This window comes from Anaeromyxobacter sp. Fw109-5, from assembly GCF_000017505.1.
In the GTDB taxonomy this organism is placed as follows: domain Bacteria; phylum Myxococcota; class Myxococcia; order Myxococcales; family Anaeromyxobacteraceae; genus Anaeromyxobacter.
This window is the reverse complement of sequence record NC_009675.1, coordinates 4206677-4229910: the sequence shown is the minus strand read 5'-3', so window position 1 is coordinate 4229910 and position 23234 is coordinate 4206677. Positions and strand designations below refer to the sequence as shown.

The 23234-nt window shown below is 74.9% G+C and carries 20 protein-coding genes and 1 riboswitch; of the genes, 5 read left to right on the top strand and 15 right to left on the bottom strand.

What is annotated here, in order from left to right:
* The first annotated feature begins 145 nt into the window (after positions 1-145).
* Together ANAE109_RS18550 and ANAE109_RS18545 are read left to right on the top strand one after the other, a co-directional pair.
* Complete coding sequence (locus tag ANAE109_RS18550) at positions 146-1162, top strand: bile acid:sodium symporter family protein (RefSeq protein ID WP_012098418.1); 1017 nt, start codon at positions 146-148, stop codon at positions 1160-1162.
* An 8-nt stretch (positions 1163-1170) separates the two neighbouring features.
* Complete coding sequence (locus ANAE109_RS18545; RefSeq protein WP_012098417.1) at positions 1171-1980, top strand: DUF3014 domain-containing protein; 810 nt, start codon at positions 1171-1173, stop codon at positions 1978-1980.
* Between the two features lie 31 nt (positions 1981-2011).
* On the opposite strand, the gene ANAE109_RS18540 is transcribed toward ANAE109_RS18545, so the two are convergent.
* From ANAE109_RS18540 to cobA, 9 genes are all read right to left on the bottom strand, one after another.
* Positions 2012-2638, bottom strand: a complete 627-nt coding sequence (locus ANAE109_RS18540) for a hypothetical protein (protein ID WP_012098416.1) — start codon at positions 2636-2638, stop codon at positions 2012-2014.
* Positions 2639-2766: 128 nt separating this feature from the next.
* Positions 2767-3210: a M67 family metallopeptidase gene (locus ANAE109_RS18535; protein WP_012098415.1), complete on the bottom strand. Its 444-nt coding sequence runs from the start codon at positions 3208-3210 to the stop codon at positions 2767-2769.
* Entirely contained in the window at positions 3207-4160 is a 954-nt protein-coding gene (locus ANAE109_RS18530) for a PLP-dependent cysteine synthase family protein (protein WP_012098414.1), read from the bottom strand. The genes ANAE109_RS18535 and ANAE109_RS18530 overlap by 4 nt, the downstream gene beginning before the upstream one ends.
* Positions 4157-5131, bottom strand: a complete 975-nt coding sequence (gene cysK / locus ANAE109_RS18525; RefSeq protein WP_012098413.1) for a cysteine synthase A — start codon at positions 5129-5131, stop codon at positions 4157-4159. Before cysK ends, ANAE109_RS18530 begins: the two co-directional genes overlap by 4 nt.
* On the bottom strand, positions 5131-6294 hold the full coding sequence (gene moeB / locus ANAE109_RS18520; RefSeq protein WP_012098412.1) for a molybdopterin-synthase adenylyltransferase MoeB: 1164 nt from the start codon (positions 6292-6294) through the stop codon (positions 5131-5133). Before moeB ends, cysK begins: the two co-directional genes overlap by 1 nt.
* Positions 6295-6297: 3 nt before the next feature.
* The gene (locus tag ANAE109_RS18515) at positions 6298-6573 is read right to left on the bottom strand and encodes a MoaD/ThiS family protein (protein WP_012098411.1); all 276 of its coding nucleotides are present in this window, start codon (positions 6571-6573) and stop codon (positions 6298-6300) included.
* A gap of 16 nt (positions 6574-6589) precedes the next feature.
* A complete protein-coding gene (gene thrC, locus ANAE109_RS18510; RefSeq protein ID WP_012098410.1) occupies positions 6590-7864 on the bottom strand; it encodes a threonine synthase in 1275 nt (424 codons plus the stop codon).
* 33 nt (positions 7865-7897) lie between these two features.
* Positions 7898-7973: riboswitch (SAM riboswitch) on the bottom strand.
* A 75-nt stretch (positions 7974-8048) separates the two neighbouring features.
* Entirely contained in the window at positions 8049-9893 is a 1845-nt protein-coding gene (locus ANAE109_RS18505; protein WP_012098409.1) for a nitrite/sulfite reductase, read from the bottom strand.
* An 11-nt stretch (positions 9894-9904) separates the two neighbouring features.
* Positions 9905-11272 (bottom strand): uroporphyrinogen-III C-methyltransferase, encoded by a 1368-nt coding sequence (gene cobA / locus ANAE109_RS18500; RefSeq protein WP_012098408.1) that lies wholly within the window; start codon positions 11270-11272, stop codon positions 9905-9907.
* Positions 11273-11776: 504 nt separating this feature from the next.
* Here cobA and ANAE109_RS18495 point away from each other — a divergent pair.
* Positions 11777-12142: a DUF1841 family protein gene (locus ANAE109_RS18495; RefSeq protein WP_041448498.1), complete on the top strand. Its 366-nt coding sequence runs from the start codon at positions 11777-11779 to the stop codon at positions 12140-12142.
* 29 nt (positions 12143-12171) lie between these two features.
* On the opposite strand, the gene ANAE109_RS18490 is transcribed toward ANAE109_RS18495, so the two are convergent.
* On the bottom strand, positions 12172-12918 hold the full coding sequence (locus ANAE109_RS18490; protein ID WP_012098406.1) for an SDR family NAD(P)-dependent oxidoreductase: 747 nt from the start codon (positions 12916-12918) through the stop codon (positions 12172-12174).
* A gap of 113 nt (positions 12919-13031) precedes the next feature.
* On the opposite strand from ANAE109_RS18490, the gene crcB reads away from it, so the two are divergent.
* Both crcB and ANAE109_RS18480 read left to right on the top strand, forming a co-directional pair.
* Positions 13032-13409 carry a fluoride efflux transporter CrcB gene (crcB, locus tag ANAE109_RS18485; RefSeq protein WP_041448497.1) on the top strand — a complete coding sequence of 126 codons (378 nt, stop codon included), beginning with the start codon at positions 13032-13034 and terminating at the stop codon, positions 13407-13409.
* Positions 13410-13737: 328 nt separating this feature from the next.
* A complete protein-coding gene (locus ANAE109_RS18480) occupies positions 13738-14427 on the top strand; it encodes a hypothetical protein (RefSeq protein ID WP_041448496.1) in 690 nt (229 codons plus the stop codon).
* 525 nt (positions 14428-14952) lie between these two features.
* Here the strand turns inward: ANAE109_RS18480 and ANAE109_RS18475 are convergent.
* Genes ANAE109_RS18475 through ANAE109_RS18450 form a run of 5 tightly spaced genes read right to left on the bottom strand, consistent with a single transcriptional unit; the run spans position 14953 to position 23187 of the window.
* Complete coding sequence (locus ANAE109_RS18475; protein ID WP_012098403.1) at positions 14953-17052, bottom strand: NarK family nitrate/nitrite MFS transporter; 2100 nt, start codon at positions 17050-17052, stop codon at positions 14953-14955.
* Positions 17049-17603, bottom strand: coding sequence for a molecular chaperone TorD family protein (locus tag ANAE109_RS23680; protein ID WP_012098402.1), 555 nt, complete (start codon positions 17601-17603; stop codon positions 17049-17051). The genes ANAE109_RS18475 and ANAE109_RS23680 overlap by 4 nt, the downstream gene beginning before the upstream one ends.
* Entirely contained in the window at positions 17600-19057 is a 1458-nt protein-coding gene (gene narH / locus ANAE109_RS18460) for a nitrate reductase subunit beta (protein WP_012098401.1), read from the bottom strand. The genes ANAE109_RS23680 and narH overlap by 4 nt, the downstream gene beginning before the upstream one ends.
* 9 nt (positions 19058-19066) lie before the next feature.
* Positions 19067-22672 (bottom strand): nitrate reductase subunit alpha, encoded by a 3606-nt coding sequence (locus tag ANAE109_RS18455; protein WP_012098400.1) that lies wholly within the window; start codon positions 22670-22672, stop codon positions 19067-19069.
* Positions 22669-23187, bottom strand: a complete 519-nt coding sequence (locus ANAE109_RS18450) for a hypothetical protein (protein WP_012098399.1) — start codon at positions 23185-23187, stop codon at positions 22669-22671. Before ANAE109_RS18450 ends, ANAE109_RS18455 begins: the two co-directional genes overlap by 4 nt.
* Positions 23188-23234: the final 47 nt, after the last annotated feature.

Sequence of the window (23234 nt, the reverse complement as noted above, 5' to 3'; positions counted from 1 at the left end):
CCCAGTTAACCCAGCCGCGCGCGGGGTTCAAGCGCGCCCGCACGAGCCGCGCGCGGGCCTCCGGCGCCCGGGCCCTGCCCGAGATCGCGAGCGGCTCCTCCGCGCTCCGACCTCGTGCTACTCGTAGCCGCTCGGAGGTCAGCGCGTGAACGACAGGCTGCGTCGCCTCGCTCGGGACTGGTTCCTCGTCGGCATGGTCGGGGCGGTGGTGCTCGCCACGCTCTTCCCGGAGCCGGGCAGGAGCGGCGGCCCCCTGCACCTCGACGTCGCCGGCGACGTGGGGATCTTCGGGATCTTCTTCTTCCACGGCCTCGCGCTCTCTCGCGACCGGATGCGCGCCGGCATGATGCGCTGGAAGCTGCACGTGGTGGTGCAGGCCATGACCTACGTGGCCTTCCCGCTGCTGGGGATCGCGCTGGCGGCCGCCTTCGGGCGCTTCCTGCCGGAGCACCTGCTCCTCGGCTTCTTCTACCTGTGCGCGCTCCCGTCCACGATCTCCTCCTCGGTGGCGATGACCGCCGTGGCGCGCGGCAACGTCCCCGGCGCGATCTTCAACGCCACGCTCTCGAGCCTCATCGGCATCTTCGCGACGCCGCTGCTCGTGAGCGTGTGGGCCTCGACCTCGGGGGAGTCGTTCTCCGTCGGGCGGGCGGTCCTCGACATCGCCACGATGCTGCTGCTGCCCATCGTCCTCGGTCAGCTCCTCCGCCCCGCGCTCGGGGCCTGGTTCCAGCGCTGGCACGGCTACGCGAACACCTTCGACAAGCTCGTCATCCTGCTGCTCGTGTACGTGTCGTTCGCCGACTCGGTCCGCGCGGGGCTGTGGACCGAGCACGGCGCGGAAGTCCTGGTCCTTGCGGTGACCGGCTCCGGGGTGATCCTGGCGGTGGTGCTCTCGCTCTCGACGCGGATCGCGCGGCTCGTCGGGCTCGACAAGGAGGACGAGATCGCCGCGGTGTTCTGCGGCTCCAAGAAGACGCTCGCCTCGGGCGTGCCGATGGCGAAGCTCATCTTCGGGGCGCACCCCGGGCTCGGCCTCATCGTGCTGCCGATCATGTTCTACCATCAGCTCCAGCTGTTCGTGTGTTCCATCCTGGCCGAGCGATACGCGCGTCGATCGCTCGTGCCCGAGCCGCGGGCGCGGCCCGCCGCCCAGGAGTGAGGTGCAGCATGGAGAGCTCGAGGAGCTCGCTTCGTCGCTCCAGCAAGGCCCCGCTCGTCGTCGCGCTCCTGGTCCTCCTGGGCGCGGCGGGCTTCTGGGCGAGCCGCCGCTTCGGTGAGCGCGCCGCGCCGCCAGCGCCCCCTCCGCCGGCGGCGCCCGCGGATGTGCCCGCGCCGGCACCGGCGCCCACGGGGGCCGCGCCCGTCGAGGCGCGCGACCTCGGCCCGGGCCTCGGGGACGCGGAGGTCCGCGCCCTCGCGGATCAGGCGTCGCCGAGCGAGCTCTACCGCCGCGCGCTGGCGCAGGGGGACGTCGCCCGCCGCGCCGCGGTCCTCATCGACAACCTGGCCGAGGGCGTGTCGCCGCGCAGGACGCTCGAGGCGCTGGGGCCGGAGCGCCCATTCGCCGTGGCGCGGCGCGGGGAGGCGACGGTCATCGACCCCGCGTCGTACACCCGCTACGACGCGTTCGCCGACGCCATCGCCTCCGTCGACGCCCGGGCCGCGGCGAAGGCGTATCGCTCGATGCACACCGTGCTGCAGCTCGCGTATCGCGCGCTCGGCTACCCGGACGCGTCGCTCGACGGCGTCACGGCGCGCGCCCTCGGCCGCCTCGAGGCGGCGCCGGTCGTGGAGGGGGAGGTCGCCGTCGTGGAGAAGGGCGGGGTGTTCCTCTTCCGGGACGAGAGGCTCGAGGCGTCCTCTCAGGTCGAGAAGCACCTCCTGCGCATGGGTCCGCGCAACACGCGCGTCGTCCAGGAGAAGGCGAGGGAGCTGCGCGAGGCGCTGGGGCTGCCGGCCGCGGGCCCGAGGCGGTGAGCTCGCCCGGGCCCGAGGACGTCCGGTCGGTCTAGTTCGTCCTCCAGCTGCCGCCGTAGCTGGCGCAGTCGGCCTGGGCAGTCGTCAGCGTCCAGCTCGCCGTGTAGTAGTAGTCCTCCTCGTACGACTCCGGCCAGCCGGCGTCTGCGTAGAAGCAGAGCCCGGCGACGGTGTTCGCGGTGGAGCAGGCCGTCGCGGCATAGATGCCCTGCATCGAGCCGCACGCGCTCTCCATCTCGGCCAGGTCGGTCGCGGTCAGGGGCCCGGTGACCTCCCAGCACTGGTCGTCCGGCCACCGGCAGTGCACCGTGACCGTCCCGCCGCCACCTCCGCCCCCGCCGCCGGCCGACGTCCACGTTCCGTACATCGCAGCGCAGACGGCCGCACCGTCCGCGGCGCTGTAGTCGGGCGAGTAGAAGCTCGTCATCATCGGCTGACCCTGCTCGGGGGTGGTGCAGCCTCCGACCCGGCTCGCCGACGGACAGCCGCTCGGGAGGAACGCGCCGCCCTCGGCGCCACACACCGTGGGGGTCATCCCCGGGCCGGATCTGCACAGGCCGGAGCCGACGTCGCAGCCGGGCACCACCACGGGCTTGGACTTCTCGCTGCTGCAGGCCGCGAGCGCCGTCGCCGCCAACGCCACCACGAGTGCTCTCATGCGGGGTCCCTCTCCGAAGAGTGAAGGGGCACCCGTAGCAAACTGGGCTCCGCAGCGGAGTCCCTCGTTCACGGGAGGCGAACGGGACGCGTGGTGGCGCGTCGGTGGAGGTGGGAGCGGGTGCTGCCTCAGGCGAGCGGTGATTCCACGAACTCGCCGCCCTCGAAGCGGTAGCGCTTCACCTCGTCGACGCGGCCGCGGCGCACGCCGAGGACGAGGTAGTCGGCGCCGGGCACGAGCGGGACGCCGTCCACGACGGCGTCCTCGCGGTCCTTCGCCGAGAAGTACGCGCCCACCTCGACGTGCGAGTGCCAGACGGCGGCGATCTCGCCGCCCGTCGCGGCGAGCTCCTCGTGCACGCGGAGCTGGGCGCGCGGATCCATGAGGTAGCTGTCGCGGCTCGTCCGCGGGAAGGCGCGCGGATCGTGGGCGTGATAGCGGTCGGCGACGTTCGGGACGGCGACGACCTCGAGGGCGCCCGCGCGGCGGACCACGAAGCCGCACACCTCGCGCTCCGGGTCGGCCTCGCACAGGGCGCGGAGCCGGTCGAGCACCTCGGGGCCGTAGCTCACCAGGCGATCCTCCGCTCCCAGCGGCGGGGCTCGAAGTAGCGATCCGCGCGATCGGGCAGCACGGTGACGACGTTTCCCCGCTCGCCCGCCTCGGCCATTCGCCGCGCCACCTCGATGGCCCCCGCCACGGCGGCGCCGCTGGAGTGGCCGACGCGCAGCCCCTCCTCGCGGCCGAGCCGCTCCGCCATCGCCCAGCCCTCGGCGGTGGGCATGGAGATCTTGCCGTCCAGCTCCGCCTCCACGTAGATGGCCGGGACGATCGAGCTCGCCATGTGCTTCAGGCCCTCGAGCCCGTGCAGCGGCTCGGCCGGCTCGACGGCGTGGCAGCGGACCCCCGGCGCGAGCGCGCGCAGCCCGCGCGAGGTGCCCATCACGGTGCCGCTCGTGCCGATCCCCGCCACGAAGGCGGCGACGGAACCGTCGAGCGCCTCGGCGATCTCCACGGCGGTGCCGAGCTCGTGGGCGCGCGGGTTCTCCGGGTTGCCGTACTGGTCCGGGTAGAACCAGCGGTCCGGCTCGGACGCCACGAGCTCCCGGGCCTGGCGGATCGCGCCGTCGGAGCCCTCCAGCGGATCCGAGAAGACGAGCTCGGCCCCGAAGGCCTGGGCGATGCGCTTGCGCGCCGCGCTCACGTTGCGCGGCATGACGAGCGCGCAGCGCAGCCCCAGCGCGGCGCAGATCCAGGCGTAGGCCACGCCGGTGTTGCCGCTCGTCGAGTCGACGAGCGTGCGGTCCGGCCCGAGCCGGCCCTCCGCGAGGGCGGCCTCGATCATGCGCAGCGCGGGGCGGTCCTTCACCGAGCCGCCCGGGTTCATGAACTCGCACTTGGCGTAGAGGCGGATGCCGGGGAGGCCGGCGCCGACGCGGCGCAGCCGGACGAGCGGCGTGTTCCCCACGAGCCGGGCCACCGACTCGACCGGCGCGGGTCCGTGGCGGAGCGCCGCGCTCATGGCGTCACCTCGCGCGGGAACCACTCCGCCATCGAGAAGTAGCGCTCGCCGCTGTCGGGGAGGATCGTCGCGACGCGGCGCCCCGGGCCGAGCTCGCGCGCGACGCGGAGCGCCGCCACGACCGCCGCGCCGCTGGAGGTCCCCACGAGGAGCCCCTCGTCGCGCGCCAGGCGGAGCTTCATCGCCCACGCCTCCTCGTCGGCGACGCGCTCGACGCGATCGTACGCCCGCGCGTCCAGCACCGCGGGCACGAACCCCGCCCCGAGCCCCTGGATCCGCGTCGGGCCGGCGGGCCCGCCGGAGAGGACCGCGCAGGCGTCGGGCTCCACCGCGACGATGAGCGTGCCGGGGCGCTCCTGGCGGAGCACGTCGGCGACGCCGGTGATCGTCCCGCCCGTGCCCACCCCCGCGACGAAGGCGTCCATCGGGGCGCCGAGCGCGTCGAAGGCGGCCACGAGCTCGCGCGCCGTGCCCTGGCGGTGCGCCGCCGGGTTCGCCGGGTTCTCGAACTGCTGGAGGAGGAGCGCGCCCTCCCGCCGGGCGAGCTCGTCCGCGCGCGCCACCGCGGGCGTCATGCCGTCCTCCGCGGGCGTGAGGACGAGCGCTGCGCCATAGGCCTCCAGCGCCTGCCGGTGCTCGAGCGAGGTGGAGTCCGGCATCACGAGGGTGAGCCGGTAGCCCTTCACGGCGCAGGCGAGGGCGAGCCCCAGCCCGGTGTTGCCGCTCGTCGGCTCCACCACCCGCGCGCCCGGCGCGAGCCGTCCCTCGCGCTCCGCCGCCTCGATCATGGCGACCGCGATGCGGTCCTTGACCGAGCCGCCCGGGTTGAACGACTCGAGCTTCGCGAGCACCTCCGCGGCCTCCGGCGGGACCACGCGCGAGAGGCGGACGATCGGCGTCCCTCCGACCGCGTCGAGGATCGTCTCGAGCGGCGGGCCGGCGCGGGGGCGGGGCGGCGCGGGCGTCGGCATCAGTACCGCGGCACGGTGGGATCGATCTCCTCGCTCCAGCGCAGGATGCCGCCCTCCAGGTTCCAGACGCGCTTGAAGCCGGCCTCCTGGAGCTGGCGGGCCGCCTTCGCGCTGCGCGCGCCGCTCTTGCAGTAGAGGACCACGTCGCGGGCGCTGTCGAAGCTGCGGAGCGCCTCCGCGAAGGAGGAGAGGGGCGCGAGGCGCGCGCCCTCGATGCGGCCGATGTCCCACTCGTGCGGCTCGCGCACGTCCACGAGGTCGAGCTCGGCCCCGCCCCGCCGCCGCTCGTCGAGCTCGGCGACCGTCATCACGGGGACGCCCGTCGTCTCCTCCTCGCCGCGGATCCCGCAGAACTGCTGGTAGTCGATGAGCTCCCGGATCTCGCGGGTGCCGCAGGCGGGACAGCGCGGGTCCTTGCGCAGCTTCACCGTGCGGAACTGCATGGAGAGCGCGTCCACGAGGAGGAGGCGCCCCACCAGCGGCTCGCCGATGCCCGCGACGAGCTTCACGGTCTCGGTCGCCTGCACGAGCCCCACGAGCCCCGGGAGGATCCCGAGCACCCCGCCCTCCGCGCAGGAGGGGACGAGCCCCGGCGGCGGCGGCTCGGGGTACAGGCAGCGGTAGCAGGGGCCCTCGTCGGTGCAGAACACCGTGGACTGCCCCTCGAACCGGTAGATGGAGCCGTAGACGTTGGGCTTGCCGAGCAGCACGCACGCGTCGTTGACGAGGTAGCGCGTGGCGAAGTTGTCGGTCCCGTCCACCACGAGGTCGTACTCGCGGATGATGTCGAGCGCGTTCTCCGAGGTGAGCCAGGCCTCGTGCGCGACCACCTCCACGTTCGGGTTCAGATCGCGGATCCGGTCGCGGGCCGACTCGACCTTCTTGCGGCCCACGTCCTTCGTGCCGTGGAGCACCTGCCGCTGCAGGTTCGTCTCGTCCACGACGTCGAACTCGACGATGCCGAGGCGCCCCACGCCCGCGGCGGCGAGGTAGAGGCCGATGGGCGAGCCGAGCCCGCCGGCGCCGACCATGAGGACGCGCGCGGCCTTGAGCCGCCGCTGCCCCTCGACGCCCACCTCCGGGATGATGAGGTGGCGGCTGTAGCGGAGGATCTCGTCCTGGGAGAGCTTGGGCAGCTCGGGTGCGGGCCGGCCGATCGACATTCGCTAGCCTCCTGCGATGGCGGGGACGACGACGATCTCGGCGCCGTCCGGCGCCGGGGTCGCGAACCCCTGCTGGAACCGGATGTCCTCGTCGTCCAGGTAGAAGATGACGTAGGGGTACGGCTCTCCCTTCGCGTCGCGCAGGCGCGTGCCGAGCTCGGGGAAGCGGCCGGAGACCTCGGCGACGACGTCGCCGACGGTCGCGCCGCTCGCCTCGTGGATGGTCTTGCCGCCCGCGGCCTTCGCGAGCACGGTGGGGAGCCTCAGGGTCACGGGCATCGGAGTTCCTCCTCGATCAGGCGTTCACGAGCGCCGCGACCTCGCGGAGCTTGGCGGAGACGACCGGCGCCTCCGGCAGCGCCGGGACGACCGCGTCGATGGTCTTGAGGCCGTTCCCGGTGATGCAGAGGACGACCTCGTCGGAGGCGCGCAGCTTCCCCTCCCGGGCGAGGCGGCGCGCGGCGGCGACGGTGACGCCGCCGGCGGTCTCGGTGAACACGCCGGTGGTCTCGGCGAGCAGCCGGATCCCCTCGACGAGCTCCTCGTCGGTGACCGCCGCGGCGGCGCCGCCCGAGCCGCGGATGGCGCGCGCGGCGAACGTCCCGTCGGCCGGGTTCCCGATGGCGATGGAGCGCGCGATGGTGCGCGGGATGACCGGCTCGATCGTGTCGCCGCCGCGCTCCACGAGGTTCACGATGGGCGCGCAGCCGGACGCCTGGGCGCCGTACATGCGCGGCGCGCCCGGGGCGACGAGGCCCGCGTCGGAGAGCTCGTGGAAGCCCTTGTCGAGCTTCGTGAGCAGCGAGCCGCCGGCCATCGGCGCGATCACCGCGTCCGGCAGCCGCCACCCGAGCTGCTCCGCGATCTCGAACGCCATCGTCTTCGAGCCCTCACCGTAGTAGCTGCGGAGGTTCAGGTTCACGAGGCCCCAGCCGAAGCGGTCCGCCACCTGCGCGCACAGCCGGTTCACGTCGTCGTACGTCCCGCGCACGCGCACGAGGCGGGGTCCGTACACCGCCGTCCCCACGATCTTGGCGAGCTCGAGGTCCTCGGGCACGAAGATCCACGCGGCGAGGCCGGCGCGGGCCGCCTGGGCCGCCACCGCGTTGGCGAGGTTGCCGGTGGAGGCGCAGCCGACGGTGTCGAGCCCGAGGCCGATCGCCGCGTTGAGCGCCACCGCCACCACCCGGTCCTTGAACGACTGGGTGGGGTGAGAGACGGCGTCGTTCTTCACGAGCGCGCGGCGGACGCCCAGCGCGCGGGCGAGGGGCGGGGAGTCGAGCAGGGGCGTGAAGCCGGTGTCGAGCGAGAGCACCGGCTCGCCCAGGATCGGGAGCCACTCGCGGTAGCGCCAGATCGACCGGGGGCGCGCCTCGATCTCCGCGCGCGTGGGCAGGCGGCGATCGGGCGCGTACGCGGGCTCGAGCGGCCCGACGCACTCCTCGCACACCGCCACGGGGAGGGGATCGAACCGGGCGCCGCAGCGGCGGCACACGAGGGGAGACAGCGCCGGGGAGCGATCGGCGACGGCAGGCGCCGCGCGGGGCGCGGCCGCGAGGGACGAGGACATGGGGAGACTTCCTTCTCCCTCGCAGGCGCCGGGGTTCGGCCGGCGAGGGGCTTTTTAGCGGTTGGTTTTACGTGGCCGCAATACGCCGCAAATCGCCACGGACTGCGATCGTCGCCACCGGCGCGATCCTTCCTGCATCCTATTTAGCGGAGGATATTCCTGTCAAGCGGACGGCCCCCTCTCGTCACGCCGCGCACTCGCCGGCCTGGGTCTCCGGGCTGAAGTCCTCGCTCGCGCCGGGCTCCACGAAGTCCTCCGGCGAGGCGTCCTCGAGCCGCAGCTGCTCGAGCGGATGGAGCGCGGCCTTCACGCGCTCGAGCGCGCGCGCGAAGAACGGGCCGGCGGCCTCGCCCTCGCGCCGCTCGGCGAGGTACAGCGCGGCGAGGCGCTCCACCGCCTCCGGGATCCGCCGCGCGGGCACCTTGCCGGCGAGCTTCCCGAACGCGGCGCCACCCTCACCGGCCCCGCCGCCCACGAGCACGAAGTACTGGGGCACGGCCCGCCCGCCGAGTTTGCGCGCGCTCCCCTGGAGGCCGATGGCGCCGAGGTGGTGCTGGCTGCAGCCGTTCGGGCAGCCCGACACGTGCACCGGCAGCGCCGCGCCCAGCGCGGCCGCGCCGAGCCGCTCGCGCACCCGCTCGTCCACGAGGCGCGCGAGGCCGCGGGTGCGCGTGACGGCGAGCCGGCACACGTCCGCGCCCGGGCAGGCGACGACGTCGGCGGCGCTGCCCGCCCCGTCGCGCCCCAGCCCCGCCGCGGCGAGCCGCTCGAACAGCGCCGGCACCTCGCCGGCGGGCACCCAGCGCAGCACGACGTGCCCGTCGCTCGCGAAGCGCACCGCGCCGTCCCCGTGAGCGAGCGAGAGCTCGGCGAGGAGCTCGAGCTGCACGGCGGTGACGTCGCCCTGCGGGAGCGACACGGTCACGGCCGAGAACCCCGCCTGGCGCTGGGCGCGGACGTTCGTCGCGACGAAGGCGGCGAGCGCCTCGGGCGGCGGATGGCGGACGGGGACGACCGCGGGAGGCTCGCCCGGCCCGCGCGGAGGGGCGGCCGCGAGGCGCGCGACGATCTCCGCCACGGTGGGGGGCTCGGGGCGCCCTTGCGGCGCGGGGGGCACCTCCACCGGCGCCGCGTCCGGATCGAACGGGAGGCGCGGAGGGCCCTCCGCGAGCACCTTCGCGAGCTGCTCCTCGACGAGCGCCCGGAACGCGTCGAAGCCGAGCTCGCGCACGAGGAACTTGAGCCGGTTGCGCTGCTTGTTCACGCGGTCGCCGCGGGCGTGGAACACGCGGATCACCGCCTCGGCGAGGGCGAGGAGGTCGGCGGCGGGGAGGAACTCGGCGAGCGGCGTGCCGGACGTGCAGAGCGAGGCGGTGCCGCCCGCCACCGTCACCGCGAACCCGCGCACCGTCCTGCCGCCGGCCGAGCGCAGCCGCGCGCGGAAGCCGAGGTCGTGGATGGCGGTGGCGACGTGGTCGCGCGCGCAGCCCTCGAAGGCGATCTTGAACTTGCGCGGCAGGGCGTTCGCGAGCGGGTGGCGCAGGAAGTGGCGCGTCACCGCCTCGGCGTAGGGGGTCACGTCGAACGCCTCGTCGGGCGAGACGCCGGCGAGCGGGCAGGCCACCACGTTGCGGACCGCGTTGCCGCCGGCGCCCGACGTCGTGATGCCGGCCTCGGCGAGGCGGCGGAGCGCCGGCTCCAGGTCGGAGGGGCGCACGAAGTGGAGCTGGAAGTTCTGCCGCGTCGTGACGTGGCCGTACCGGCGAGAGAAGCGGCCGGCGACGTCGGCCAGCGCCCGGAGCTGGGCGGCGCCGGTCGCTCCCTGCGGCAGCTTGATGCGCAGCATGTGACACCCGTCCTGGCGCTGCGAGTAGGCGCCGCGGACCACGCGGTAGGCGCGCCACGCCTCGGCGTCGATCTCCCGGCGCTCGAAGCGGCCCAGCGTCTCCACGAAGGCGTCGATCTCGCGCTCGTCCGCGAAGGTGGCGCGGGGGGGCGCGGCCCGGCTGGGGTCGGTCGGGGCGGTCATGGCGGGTCCTTTCAGGCGATCTCGGTGCGCGCCGCGAGCGGGGCGCCGGCACGCCCGCGGGCGTGCCGGGAGGTGAGCTGCAGGGCGGCCACGGCGCCGATGACGAGCGTGCCGGGGAGGCTCGCGCGCTCCGGCGGCAGCGCGGCGTCGCGGAGCTCCGCGAGCGTGCCGCTCCAGGCGAAGGCGGCGGGCGTCGAGGCGCCGAGCACGATCGCCGCGGGCGTCTCGCGATCCCACCCGCGAGCGAGGAGCCGCGCCGCGATCCGGGCCCGCTCCCCGACTCCCATGAGGACGACGAGGGTGAGGGTCGTCCCCGCGCCGAGCCGATCCAGGACGGGGCCGTAGCTGGCCTCGTCGTGGCCGGCGATCACCGAGAAGCCGGCGGCGAGCCCGCGGTGGGTCACCGGGATGCCGGCGAGCGCGGGCGCGGAGATGGCGGAGGAGACCCCCGGCACGACCTCGAACGGGACCCCGGCCGCGGCGAGCGCCTGCGCCTCCTCGCCGCCGCGCCCGAAGACGAACGGGTCGCCGCACTTCAGCCGGACGACGCGCTTGCCCTGCCGGGCGGCGCCGACGAGGAGCCGCTCGATGGCGCGCTGCGAGACGCTGGGACGCCCGGCGCGCTTCCCGACGTGGAAGCAGTGGGCCTGCGGCGCGAGGCGCAGCACGTCCCCGTCCACGAGCGCGTCGTAGAGGACCACGTCCGCCTGGGCGAGCCGCTCCGCCGCGCGGCGGGTGAGCAGCCCCGGATCGCCGGGGCCCGCCCCCACGAGCGACACGAAGCCCGGCGGCAGCGGCCCGGCGGTTCCCGGCGACGGCGCCCGCGCGTAGAGGGCGTTCAGCTTCTCGAGCAGGAGCGGGCGGCGCGTCGCGAGGGGCACGCGGGCGCGCTTCCAGCCGTCCCGCTCGGCCTCGGCGGTGTCCACCCAGGAGGCGACGTCGCGCGGGAGGAGCGCGTCGAGCGCCTCGCGCAGGAGGCCCGCGAGCGCCGGCGCGCGGCCGCCGGTGGAGATCGCGACGGTCGCGTCGCCGCGCCGGACCACGCCGGCCGTGTAAGCCGTCGCGCTGTCCGGATCGTCCACCGCGTTGACCAGGATCCGCCGGGCCTCCGCGGCGGAGGCCACGTCCCGGTTCACCGCCTGCGTCGCCGCCGCGACCACGAACCAGGCGCCGTCGAGGTCGCCGTCCCGGAACGGGCGCCGGTGGACCTCGACCGCGAGCGCCGCGACGTCGTCGCGCACCTCCGGCGCCACGACGGCGACGCGCGCCTCCGCCTCGGCCAGCTGGCGCACGCGCACCGCGGCCATCGCGCCGCCGCCCACCACGACCACGCGGCGGCCGGCCAGCTTCACGAAGAGCGGGACGAGCGGCGCGGTCACGGGCTCCCCCGCTCGAGGCCCACCGGCGCGAGGGCGAGGGAGGTCGCCCGGGTGTCGGCGCGGCGGCGCCGGGGAAGAGGGGAGAGGGGCGCGGAGGACATGGAGCTCCTCGAGAGCGGGGTGTCGCGTGCGCGCGGGCAGGGCCGGGTGCGGCCCGCGCGTGGTGCAGCGGGTGGAGGATGGCGGGCCGGCCGCTCAGCCGCGCATTCGGGCGGCCGGCGCCGGCCGGCGACAGCAGCGCGCCCCACGAGCCCGATGCGCGTCGGGGGGAGGCTGACAGGAAGAGGAGCGCATCGTGGGGTCATCCTATTTGACGGACGAGAATCCTGTCAAGCGGACAACGGATGGGCGTCCGGTACAGCGGATACGGCGTCCGGGCGGGCAGCGGGCGGTCGTGTCAGGGAAGGGCGAGCGGCTCCGACGCGGACCGGCAGGCCACGCGGCCACCCTTCGGATCGCCGCGTTGCGCCGACGCGGAGGGCGGCGCTAAGGTCCGCCGCGAGCATGGACTACGACGCCGACCGCGCCCCCGACCTGAACGCCTGGAAGGATGCCCCGCAGGACGAGCGGCTCCGCGCGGTGGAGGAGCACCATCGCGCCCTCGGCCGGCCTCACCCGCCGATGCCGAAGCCGCGCGTCCACGCGGCGCTCCACCTGGTCGTGGAGGACCAGCTCGCGACCGGCGAGCCGCCCGAGGCGCGCCGCGCGCTGGAGCGGCTCGTGGCGGGAGGCCTCACGCGCCACGAGGCGCTGCACGCAGTCGGACGCGTCGCCGCGGACGCGCTCGACGCGGCGCTCGCCGGCGGGCGCTTCGACCGCGAGGCCTACGCCCGGGCCCTCGAGGCGCTTCGTCCGGGACCTCGGTCCTAGCCGCCGGGGCGGGCGTCCGCGCACCCCGCCTACGGCATCAACGCTCCGCCGCTCACCGGAACGTAGACGCCGGTCATGAAGCGCGCGTGGTCGGAGGCGGCCATCAGGACCGCGCCCGCCACGTCCTCCGGCACGCCGATGCGTCGCAGCGGCGTCATCCGCGCGACCGCCTCCCGCTGCGCCGCCGGCTGACCTGCGGTGGCGTCGGTGTCGGTGAGCCCGGGCGCGACGACGTTGACGCGGATGCCGTGCGGGCCGAGCTCGAGCGCGAGCGCGCGCGAGAACGCGTCGAGCCCGGCCTTCGCCGTGCTGTGCGCGCAGAACCCGCCGCCGGCGTGCCGCGACAGGCCGCTCGAGATGGCGACGATGCAGCCCGATCGGCGCGAGATCATCCCCGGCACCACCGCCTTGCAGCAGTGGAACGCCGCGCCGAGCTCGCCGGCGAGCTTCGCGTGGAAGTCCTCCCACTCGTAGTCGACGAACGGCCGGATCGGGAAGGAGATGGACGCGTTGACGACGAGGGTGTCGATCGGGCCGAGCGCGCCCTCCGCCTCGACCACCATCGCCCGCACCTGGGAGGGATCCCGCACGTCCGCCCTCACCGCCACCGCGCGCCCGTCCGCCGCGCGGATCGCCTCGACCACGGCCCGGGCCTCGGCCTCGCTGCGGAGGTAGTTCACCGCCACGGCGGCCCCGTGGCGAGCGAGGAGCTTCGCGGTCGCGGCGCCGATGCCGCGGCTCGCGCCGGTGACGAGGACCACGCGCTTCTTCATCATGGAGCACCTCCGGTGCCGGGGACGCGGCGGAGCCGCGCGAGAGGGGTGGCGCGCGCGACGGTAGCACGGGGACGGGATTGCGGTCGCACCCCAGCCGCGATAGACCGGCGGCGGTGATCCGGCTCCTCCTCGTCTGCGCGGGCGGCGCGCTCGGCAGCGGCGCGCGCTACCTCGTCTCGACCTGGGCGGCGCGCGCGCTCGGGGCGGACTTCCCGCGCGGCACTCTCATCGTGAACGTGCTCGGCTCCTTCCTGCTCGCCCTGCTCCTCGGCCTCGCCGGGACCCGCGAGGCCATCACCCCCGAGGCGAGGCTCTTCCTCGGGGCCGGAGTGCTGGGCGGCTTCACCACCTACTCCTCGTTCAACTACGAGACCCTCGCGCTGCTGGAGCGCGGCGTCTGGCCCGCGGCCGTGAACGTGGCCCTCACGGTGCTCGGCTGCCTCGCCGCCGGCTTCGCCGGCATCGTGGCGGCGCGGGCGCTCGCGGGTTGACCGCGGGAGCGCGTCTCCGCGCGCGGTCGTGACGGGGCGACCGCTCGATCGGCCGCCTCTCTCGCGTCTGCGCGCTCCTCGGGAGCGCGCCTCCTTCGTGGTCCGTGCGGTCGTGCACAAGCTGTAGGAGAGGCGGCACGTCCGGCGCCGCTCACGCGACCCGGTTCCTCGCGCCGTCGAGGGGGGCGTCATGCAGCCGCACGTCTGGGGGAGAGCGCTCGTGGCGATCGCCGCGGTCGTCGGGCAGGCAACGGCACAGGACCCGGGAGCGACTCAGCCACCGCAGCCGCCTGCTTCGCCGGCGGCGCGCACCGTGGCGGACCGTTGCGTGGACCTGATGGATGGGCGCCTGCCGCCGGGTGAGGACGCGGCCGCCCTCCGCGCGCAGTGCGAGGGGCTCCTGCGCCGATCGGGGCCCGCGCCCGGCGCTGAGGGCGTCCAGGCGGGAGTCGCGACCGCCGCGCCGGCGCCCGGGCCGAGCGCGCCGACGGCGTTCACCCAGCCGCCCGCCGAGCTCACGGAGCGCGGGCGCGGCGGCCTCGGGACGACCGTACGCGGACGGGTGAGGAACACCGTCGTCACGGACCCGCTCGGCTGGTTCAGCGGCATCGGCGTGAACGCCTCCTACATACGGCCATTCCCCTGGGAGCACGCGTCGTGGATCGCCTCGGCGCGCTACTCGCGCACGAACGCCACGAACGGCCACGTGACCTCGTTCGGGCTCGGGACCGGCGCCGACCTGTTCCTCTATGGGCGCAACAACGAAGGGATCCGCCTCGGCCCGCGGCTGGACTTCTCGTTCGGGCGCGAGGAGTTCGACACGTCCACGGACTTCGCCCGGCTCGGGGTGGCCGCGGAGCTCGGCTACAACTTCATCGCGTCGAACGGGATCAGCGCGGCGGTGATGGGCGGCTACGGCGCGAGGCTCGCCGGCGACGAGCAGGACGAGAACTTCACGAGCTACACCGGGGGCGAGGACGGTCCGTACTTGAAGCTCGGCCTCGGCTACAGCTGGTGACCTCGGCGCAGGATGCGTGCCGGCGTCCCTCGGCAGGCGCCCTCTTGACGAGGTTCCAGGCGAAACGCGCTCCGAGGTCTTCCGCGCGTAGAGAGCACGCTCCTCGCGAGCGCAGGCAGATCGCGCCGTGCGCGTCCGGCGCACCGCGCGGACGGCGAAGGGCGGGCCCGGAAATCGGCACTCAGCTCGCCGCCCACTTCGTCGTCGCCGCTTACAACCTGCTGAGGATCTCGAAGCTGCTGCCCGCCTGACGACCGCTCGTGGTGAGCTTGTCGAACCAGCGGGACGCCGCTCGCCCTTCGACACAGGCTCAGGGCGAGCGGCCAACTCGTTCACACGGCCGCCCCTCGACTCCGCCCGCCTGCGGCGGGCTACGCTCGGGGCGAGCGGGGTCGTGAAAGCGCGTTCTTCGACGGCCTGCCAGCTTCTCGAGAAACCGGCGGGAGACGGTGACGTGCACGCAGCCTCGGAACCGCCCGCCCGGCGGACACGGCCGTTCCCGGCTGAACCGTTGCCGACTCGTGATCAGCAGGAGAACCCCGATCCCTTCCGCGCGTACGCCCACGCCGTGACCGCGATGGCGAGCGCGTAGTACGCGACGAAGCCCACGATCGCCGCCGCCGGGCCGCCGGTCACCGCGAGCGAGGTGCCGAAGGCCTTCGGCACGAAGAAGGCGCCGTAGGCGGCGACGGCGGAGGCGAACCCGGCCACCGCGGCCGCCTCGGTCGCGGCCGACCGCTTCGCGGCGGCCGTGGCGGCGGGACCCGCGCCCGCGGGCGCCCGGTGGATCGTCCCGAAGATGGCGGGGATCATCCGGTACGTGGAGCCGTTCCCGATCCCGGTGGCGGCGAAGAGCAGCACGAACGTCCCGAGGAACGGGGCGAACCGCCCGGGCTCGCCGCCCTGCGGCAGGAACGCCAGCGCGAGGAGGGCGAGCCCGGCCATCGCCACGAAGTTCCAGAGCGTCACGCGCGCGCCGCCGACGCGGTCGGCGAGCCAGCCGCCGACGGGGCGGAAGAGCGCGCCGACGAGCGGACCCAGGAACGCGTAGCGCACCGGGTCCACGCCGGGGAACGAACCCTTCACCAGCAGGGGAAGGGCGGCGGAGAAGCCGATGAACGAGCCGAAGGTCCCGAGGTAGAGGGCGGAGACGAGCCAGGTGTGGCGCCTCCGGAAGATGCGCGCCTGCTCGCGGAAGGAGGCCCGCGCGCTCGCCACGTCGTCCATGCCGAGCCAGGCGAGGGCGGCGGCGACCACGATGAAGGGCACCCACACGAACCCGGCGTTCTGCAGCCAGAGGTTCTGCTCCACCCCGCCCTTCACCACGACCTGGGGCGCGCCGCCCCAGGCGCCGAAGACGCCGGCGGTGATGGCGAGCGGGACGACGAGCTGCATGCCCGACACGCCGAGGTTGCCGAGGCCGCCGTTCAGGCCGAGGGCGGTCCCCTTCCTCGCGCCGGGGAAGAAGAAGCCGATGTTGGCCATGCTGGACGCGAAGTTCGCGCCGCCGAGGCCCGCGAGGAGCGCGAGGCCGAGCAGCACCGGGTAGGGCGTGGTCGGATCCTGCACCGCGATCCCGATCCCGATCGCCGGGACGAGCAGCGAGGCGGTGGTGACGGTCGTCCACAGCCGGCCGCCGAAGATCTGGACCGCGAAGGAGTAGAAGATCCGCAGCGTCGCGCCGGACAGGCCTGGCAGCGCGGCGAGCCAGAAGAGCTGGCCCGTGTCGAGCCGGAAGCCCACGTCCGGCAGCCGCACCACCACCACGCTCCAGACCATCCACACGCAGAAGGCGAGGAAGAGCGCGAAGATCGAGATCCACAGGTTGCGGCGCGCGGTCGCCTCGCCGCTCCTCGCCCAGGCCTCCGCGTTCTCGGGATCCCACACCGAGAGCACCTGCGGCTCGAGCGCCCGCGAGCGCAGCACGGCGCCGGCAGGCCTGGGCAGGGTCACGCCGGCCGGCGCGCTCGACCAGACCGTCCGGCCCCGGACGCCGCCGGCGAACCGCAGCGGGAACGAGACCACGTGCGCGAGCCGCGAGAACGGGATCAGCGCGACGAGCACGAAGGCGAGCACGACGTGGGCCTTCACCGCGAGCGGGAGCACGGAGGCGTACTGCGGCTCCGGGGAGAAGCTCGCGAGGGAGCGCAGCCAGGGGACGGCCGTGTGCAGGTACCAGACGGACCCCCAGCGCAGCGAGAGCGTCACGTACACGCCGAGCCCCACCTGCGCGACGAGCAGCGCGAGCACCACCACGTCCATCACCGTCGTGACGGCGCGCACGCGCGGCACCGCGAGCCGGCGCCACAGGAGGATCCCGCCGGCGACGAGCGCCCAGCCGGCCAGCGCGAGGCCGGTGACCTCCATGACGTGCAGCCGCAGCGGGTCACCGAGGACGCGCCCCATCACGCCGGGGGCGACCGCCGCGAACACGTGCGCGCCCAGGATGGCCAGGATCGCGAGGTGCCAGGGGATCGCCCCGAAGTGGAGCAGCCGCGCCTCGAGTACCTGTGACGAGCGGGCGGTGATGGGGGCCCCGGCGCCGGCGTGCCGCAGGACGAGCCCGGCCGCGGCGAGCGCGACGGCGACGTAGGGGACGACGGCGAACAGGACGAGGTCCGTCATGGTCCGGCCTCCTTCGTCCGCACGGGCAGCTCGGCCCGCGCGGGGAGCGCGCGCGCGAGCGCCTCGAGCGCGGCGCGGTACGGGTTGTCGTGCGGCAGCGCGGCGGCGGCGAGGCGCGCGGCCGGGGCGAGCACGAGCGCGGCGACGTCCTCCGACTCCTCGTCCGCGGGCGCGGCGGCGAGGTAGCGCAGGAGCTCGGCGAAGTGGTCGGGGACCTCGTCCGCCGGCGGGAGGCCGGCCTGGGCGCGGAGGGCGGCGAGGTGCGCGAGCAGCGCGTTCCGCCGCGGGCCCTCGCCGCAGAGGTGCATGCCGGCGTAGGGGCTCACCGCCGGGCGGAGATCGAAGGTCGCGGTGTAGAGCTCCTCGGCGCCGCCCGCGCCGAGGAGGGCGAGCCGGTCGGCGAGGGCGTCGAGCGCGCCGCCGGTCGCGCTCGGGAGCCGAGCGGCCTGGGCGCGCAGGCGGCCGGGGAGCGCGTCGTCGGGATAGGAGAGGAGCTCGGCGAACGCGAGCAGCGCCTCGCGCTGGAGCACGGGCCCGATCGCAGGACTCACGGCACCCTCGCGCGCACGCCGGCGAGGCCCTGGAGCCCGACGAGCTGCTCGGTCTCGGTCTCGCGTCCGCCCGGCGGCCGCACCACGCGCTCGCGGAGGGTCGGGAACACCGTGAGCCGGTGGATGGCGTCGGCCACCTCGGGCGTGAGCCCGGCCTCGCGGAGCGCCTCGGCCACGTCCGCCTCGGTCACGTCGCCCACGGTCGCGGCGCGGCGCCGGGTGCGGACCGCCACGAGCCGGCGGAGCGCGGAGGTGACGACCTCCTCGTTGCCCGCCGCGAACATCGCCGCGAGGTAGCGCACCGGGATGCGCTGCTCGCCGGCGCCGGCGAGGGCCGCTCCGGTGGACGCGGTCGCGCCCGCGCGCACCGGCGAGAGCGGCGGCACGTAGAACACCATCGGGAGCGTGCGGAACTCCGGGTGGAGCGGCAGCGCCACCTGCCACTGCCGCACGAACCGATCGACCGGGGAGCGGAGCGCGGCGTCGAGCATGGCGTCCGGGATGCCGCTCCGGCGCGCCGCCGCGATCACCTCGGGGTCGGCCGGGTCGAGGAACGCGGCGCGCTGCTCGGCGACGAGCTCGGCGTCCGGGGCGCGCGCGGCCCGCAGGGCGGCGTGCGGGTCGTAGAGCAGGACGCCCTGATAGCGGATCCTCCCGACGCAGGCCTGGAAGCAGGCCGGCGGCTCGCCGCTCTCGATGCGCGGGTAGCAGCCGATGCACTTCTCCGACTTCCCCTCCGACCACGAGTGGAAGGTCTTCTTGTAGGGGCACGCCGGCACGCACATCCGCCAGCCGCGGCAGGCCTCGCGGTCGATGAGCACCACCCCGTCCTCGCCGCGCTTGTAGATCGCGCCGGAGGGGCAGGCCGCCGCGCAGGCCGGGTTGAGGCAGTGGTTGCAGGTGCGCGGCAGGTGGAAGAACACCAGCCCCTCGAGCGCGCGCAGCGCCTCGCGCTCCGACGGCGCGAGCGCGGCGAGGTTCGGGTCGGCCGCGGCGTGGACGTCGGAGCCGGCCAGGTCGTCGTCCCAGTTCGGCCCCGCGCTCGGGTCGACGGGCCGGCCGGTGATCGCCGACACCGGCCGCGCCGTGGGGAGCTCGTCCGAGGGCTTCGCCCGGAACAGGTCCTCGTAGCGGTAGGTCCAGGGCTCGTACTGATCGTCGAGCGTGGGGAGCCGCGGCGCCTGGAACAGGCGCTCGAGGATGCTCCCGCGCCCGCCGAGCCGGAGCCGGAGCTCCCCGTCCTCGACCACGAAGCCGCCGTGGTGGCGCTCCTGGTCCTCCCACAGCGCGGGGTAGCCGGTCCCCGGCCGCGTCTCGACGTTGTTCCACCACATGTGCTCGGAGCCGCGCCGGTCGGTCCACAGGTTCTTGCAGACCACCGAGCAGGTGTGACAGCCGATGCACTTGTCGAGGTGGAACACCGAGGCGAGCTGCGCGCGCACTTCCAGGTTCATGGTGGTCTCCTAGTACTCCGGCGCGCGCTCGAGCCTGCGCACGAGCGCGTACGCGTCGCGGTTCGTCCCGGTGGGACCCCAGTAGTTGAAGCCGTACGAGATCTGGCCGTAGGCGCCGAGCATGAGCGTCGGCTTCAGCCGGATGCGCATGAGCGAGTTGTGCACGCCGGCGCGGCGCCCGCCGCGCGAGGGCGTCCGCGGGGTCCCCACGGTGCGCTCCGGCGCGTGGTACTGCATGGCGATGCCGCGCGGCACGCGGGCGCTCACCACCGCCTTCGTGACCACCGCGCCGTGGTCGTTCACCACCTCCACCCAGTCGCCGTCGCGGATGCCGGTCTCGGCGGCGTCGCGGTCGTTCAGCCAGAGCGGGTGGAGGCCGCGCGAGAGGGTGAGCATCCGGACCGTGTCGCCGTAGGTCGAGTGGATGCTCCACTTGCCGTGCGGGGTGATGAAGTTCACCTTCAGCACCGGTCCCTCCGCCTGCGTCGCGTCGAGGTCCTGCAGCAGGGCGGGGTCGAGCTTGGGCTTGTAGGTGGGGAGCCCCTCCCCCGCGGCGAGGAAGCCGGGGTGATCGAGGTAGAGGTGCGCGCGGCCGGTGAGCGTGCGCCACGGGACGAGCCGCTCCACGTTCAGCGCGTAGGCGGTGTACGGCCGGCCGTCGTTCACGATCCCGGTCCAGAACGGGGTGGTGAGCACGCGGCGCGGCTGGGCGGCGAGGTCCTCGAACGTGGTGCGCACCCCGCGCGTCCCCTCGGCGAGGTCCGCGAGGGGGACGCCGACCTTCTTCTCCTCCTCGTGGAACGCGCGCCAGGCCACCTCGCCGTTCGTCTCCGGCGCGAGGTGCAGCACGACGTTCGCCGCGTCGCGCGCGGTCGCGACCGACGGATAGGTCCGGCCGCCGAAGGAGACGGTGGGACGCTCGCGCAGGAGCTCGTCGTACAGGTCCGCGACCGGGACGGAGAGGCCGTGCGCGGCGACGCCCTGCTCGCGGACGAGCGGCCCGAGGGCGCGGAAGCGATCCGCCAGGTGCGCGTAGTCCCGCGCGACCACCGACAGGTTGGGGGCGTTCTTCCCGGGCACGAGCGGCGCAGCGCCGTCGGCCCAGTCGGGCGCCTGCGGATCGCCCATCTCGCCCGGCGTGTCGTGCGCGATCGCCGTCGCCACCACGTCGAGCAGCGGGGAGGGGAGGTGGACCTTCGCGAGCGCGGTCACCGCGTCGGCGAGCGCGGCGAAGGCGTCGAAGTCGCTCTTCGCCTCCCAGCAGGGGGGGACGGCGGCCTGCATGGGGTGGACGAAGGAGTGGAGGTCGGTGGAGGAGAGGTCGTCCTTCTCGTAGGAGGTCGCGGCCGGGAGGACCACGTCGGCGAGGAGCCCGGTGGTGGTCATGCGGAAGTCGAGCGCCACGACGAGGTCGAGCTTGCCCTCCGGCGCCGGCCGCTGCACCGCGTCCAGCGCGCCCTGCGGCGACTCGCCGGCGATGGAGAGATCCTTCACGCCGAGGTAGTGGCGCAGGAAGTACTCGTGCCCCTTCGCGCTCGAGGAGAGCGCGTTGCCCCGCCACGCGATGAGCACTCGCGGCCAGGCCTCGGGCGCGTCCGGGTCCTCCACCGCGAGCCGCAGCCGCCGCTGCTCCAGCGCGCGCGCGACGTGCGCGACCATGGCCTTCGGCTCGGAGGCGCCCGCCTCGGCCGCCTCGCGGGCGACCTCGAGGGAGCTCCGGTCGAACTGCGGGTAGAAGGGCAGCCAGCCCCTGCGCACCGCCCGGATCTGGTGGTCCATCGCGTGCGCGCGATCGCCGCGCGAGGCGGGGTCGAGGCGGCCCTCGCGCTCGGCGCGCTCGTAGCGCCACTGGTCGGAGTGGACGTAGTGGAACGACGGCGCGTTCTGGAAGCGCGGCGGCTTCGCCCAGTCGAGCGCGCCCGCCAGGCTGGCCCACGGCGCCACCGGGGCGAGCTTCTCCTGGCCCACGTAGTGGTTGAGCCCCGCGCCGTTCTTGCCGACGCAGCCGCACAGCATGAGGGTGGTGAGGGCGGCGCGGTAGGCGAGGTCGGCGTGGTACCAGTGGTTCACGCCGGCGCCGATGATGACGGAGCAGCGCCCGCCGGTGCGCTCCGCGGTGTCGGCCCACTCCCGCGCGAGCCGGACGACCTGGGCGCGGTCCACGCCGGTGTACTGCTCCTGCCAGGCGGGCGTGAACGGCGCGGCGGGATCGTCGTAGCTCGCCGGGTACTCGCCCGCGAGGCCGCGGCCGACGCCGTGCTGGGCGAAGAGGAGGTCCTGCACGGTCGCGACGGCCACGCGGCCCGCGTCGGTCTCGACGAACCGCACCGGCACCCCGCGGCGCCACACCCGGTCCGAGCCGAAGTCGGCGACCTCGAGCTGGACGACCGCGTCGTGCCGCTCGAGGAAGGAGAGGGCCGGGTCGATCGGCGCGCCGTCCAGCCCGTCCTCGAGCTTCAGGTTCCACTGCCCCTTCCTCGCCTGCCAGCGGAAGCCGAGGCTCCCCTGCGGCATGCGCGGCGCGTCGGCGGCGCGATCCCAGACGAGGAACTTGAAGTCGCCGTGCTCCTCGCCGCGGTAGCGCTCGAGCGCGCCCGCGCGCAGCATCCGCCCGGGCGCGGCGACCCCGTCCTTCACGTCGAGCGCGACGAGGAACGGCGCGTCGGTGTAGCGGGTCAGGAACTCCCGGAAGGCGGGCACCTCCCGCTGCGCGTGGACCTCGGAGAGGAGGACGTGGTTCACCGCGCAGAGCAGCGCGCCGTCCTGCCCCGCGTGGGCGGGGATCCACCAGTCCGACTGGCGGCAGGTGGGGTTGAAGTCGGGGGAGAGGACGACGACCTTCGCGCCGTCGTGGCGCGCCTCGGCGAGGAAGTGCGCGTCGGGCGTGCGCGTCACGGCGAGGTTCGAGCCCAGCACCAGCACGTAGCGGCTGTTGAACCAGTCCGCGCTCTCCGCCACGTCGGTCTGCTCGCCGAACACCTCCGGCGAGGCGTTCGGCAGATCGCAGTACCAGTCGTAGAAGGAGAGGTTCACCCCGCCGAGGAGCTGGAGGAAGCGCGAGCCGCCCGCGAACGAGAGCATCGACATCGCCGGGATGGGCGAGAAGCCGGTCACGCGGTCGGGCCCCCAGCGCTTCACGGTGTGGACGATGGACGCCGCGACGATGTCGAGCGCCTCCTGCCACGTGGCGCGGCGGAACCCGCCCTTGCCGCGGGCGGCCTGGAGCGCGGCGCGGCGGGCGGGATCGCCCATGAGCGCGCCCCAGGCCAGCACCGGGTCCCGCTCCGCGGCCCGCGCGGCGCGCCACGCGTCGAGGAGCGCGCCGCGCACGTACGGCGTCTTCACGCGGAGCGGAGAGTAGAGGTACGTCGAGTAGCAGGCGCCGCGCTGGCAGCCGCGCGGCTCGTAGGGCGGCACGCCCTCCAGCGCGGGGTAGTCGGTCGCCTGCGTCTCCCAGGCGACGATGCCCTCCTTCACGTGGACGTTCCAGGAGCAGCTCCCCGTGCAGTTCACGCCGTGGGTGGAGCGCACGCTGCGGTCGTGCTGGTGCCGGTCGCGCCAGAGGCGCTCCCAGCGCCGCGAGGCGGGATCGAGGACGTCGCGCAGGAAGCTCATCGGGCACCTCCCGCCGACCGGCGCGCGCGCGCGAGCGCGGCGGAGACGGGCGGCATGCGGCGGCGGAACGAGAGGACGAGGAGGGCGAGGATCGCCGCGACGCCGAGGCCGGCCTCGAGCAGGAGCCGCCCGAGCGTCGCCGACTGCGCCGGAGGCGCCGCGTGCGACTCCAGGAGGAACGCGGCCAGGTCGGCCCGCTCGCCGGCGGTGATGGCGTGGCCGCGGTAGATGGGCTCCATGCTCGGGAAGGGGACGTCCTCGAGCACGGTCGCGAGCGTGTCCGCGTCGTAGGTCTGCGCGGCGGCCGAGAGGTCGGGGCCGAAGCTGGCGCTCCAGGCGAGGCCGTGGCCCGCGAGCCCGTGGCAGCCGAGGCACGGGGCCCCGCCGTTCTGCAGGGGCCTCGCGCCGACGTACAGCGCCTCGCCCTCTCGTGCGTCCGCGGCGGCGCCGGCCGGAGGAGGCACGAGCGCGGCGGCGAGGGCGAGCGCGCCGCAAAGGCTGACGAAGTGGCGCATCGGGTGAATCCTCCGGTGCAGGTGGGTCCTGCTCACTGCTCGTTAAC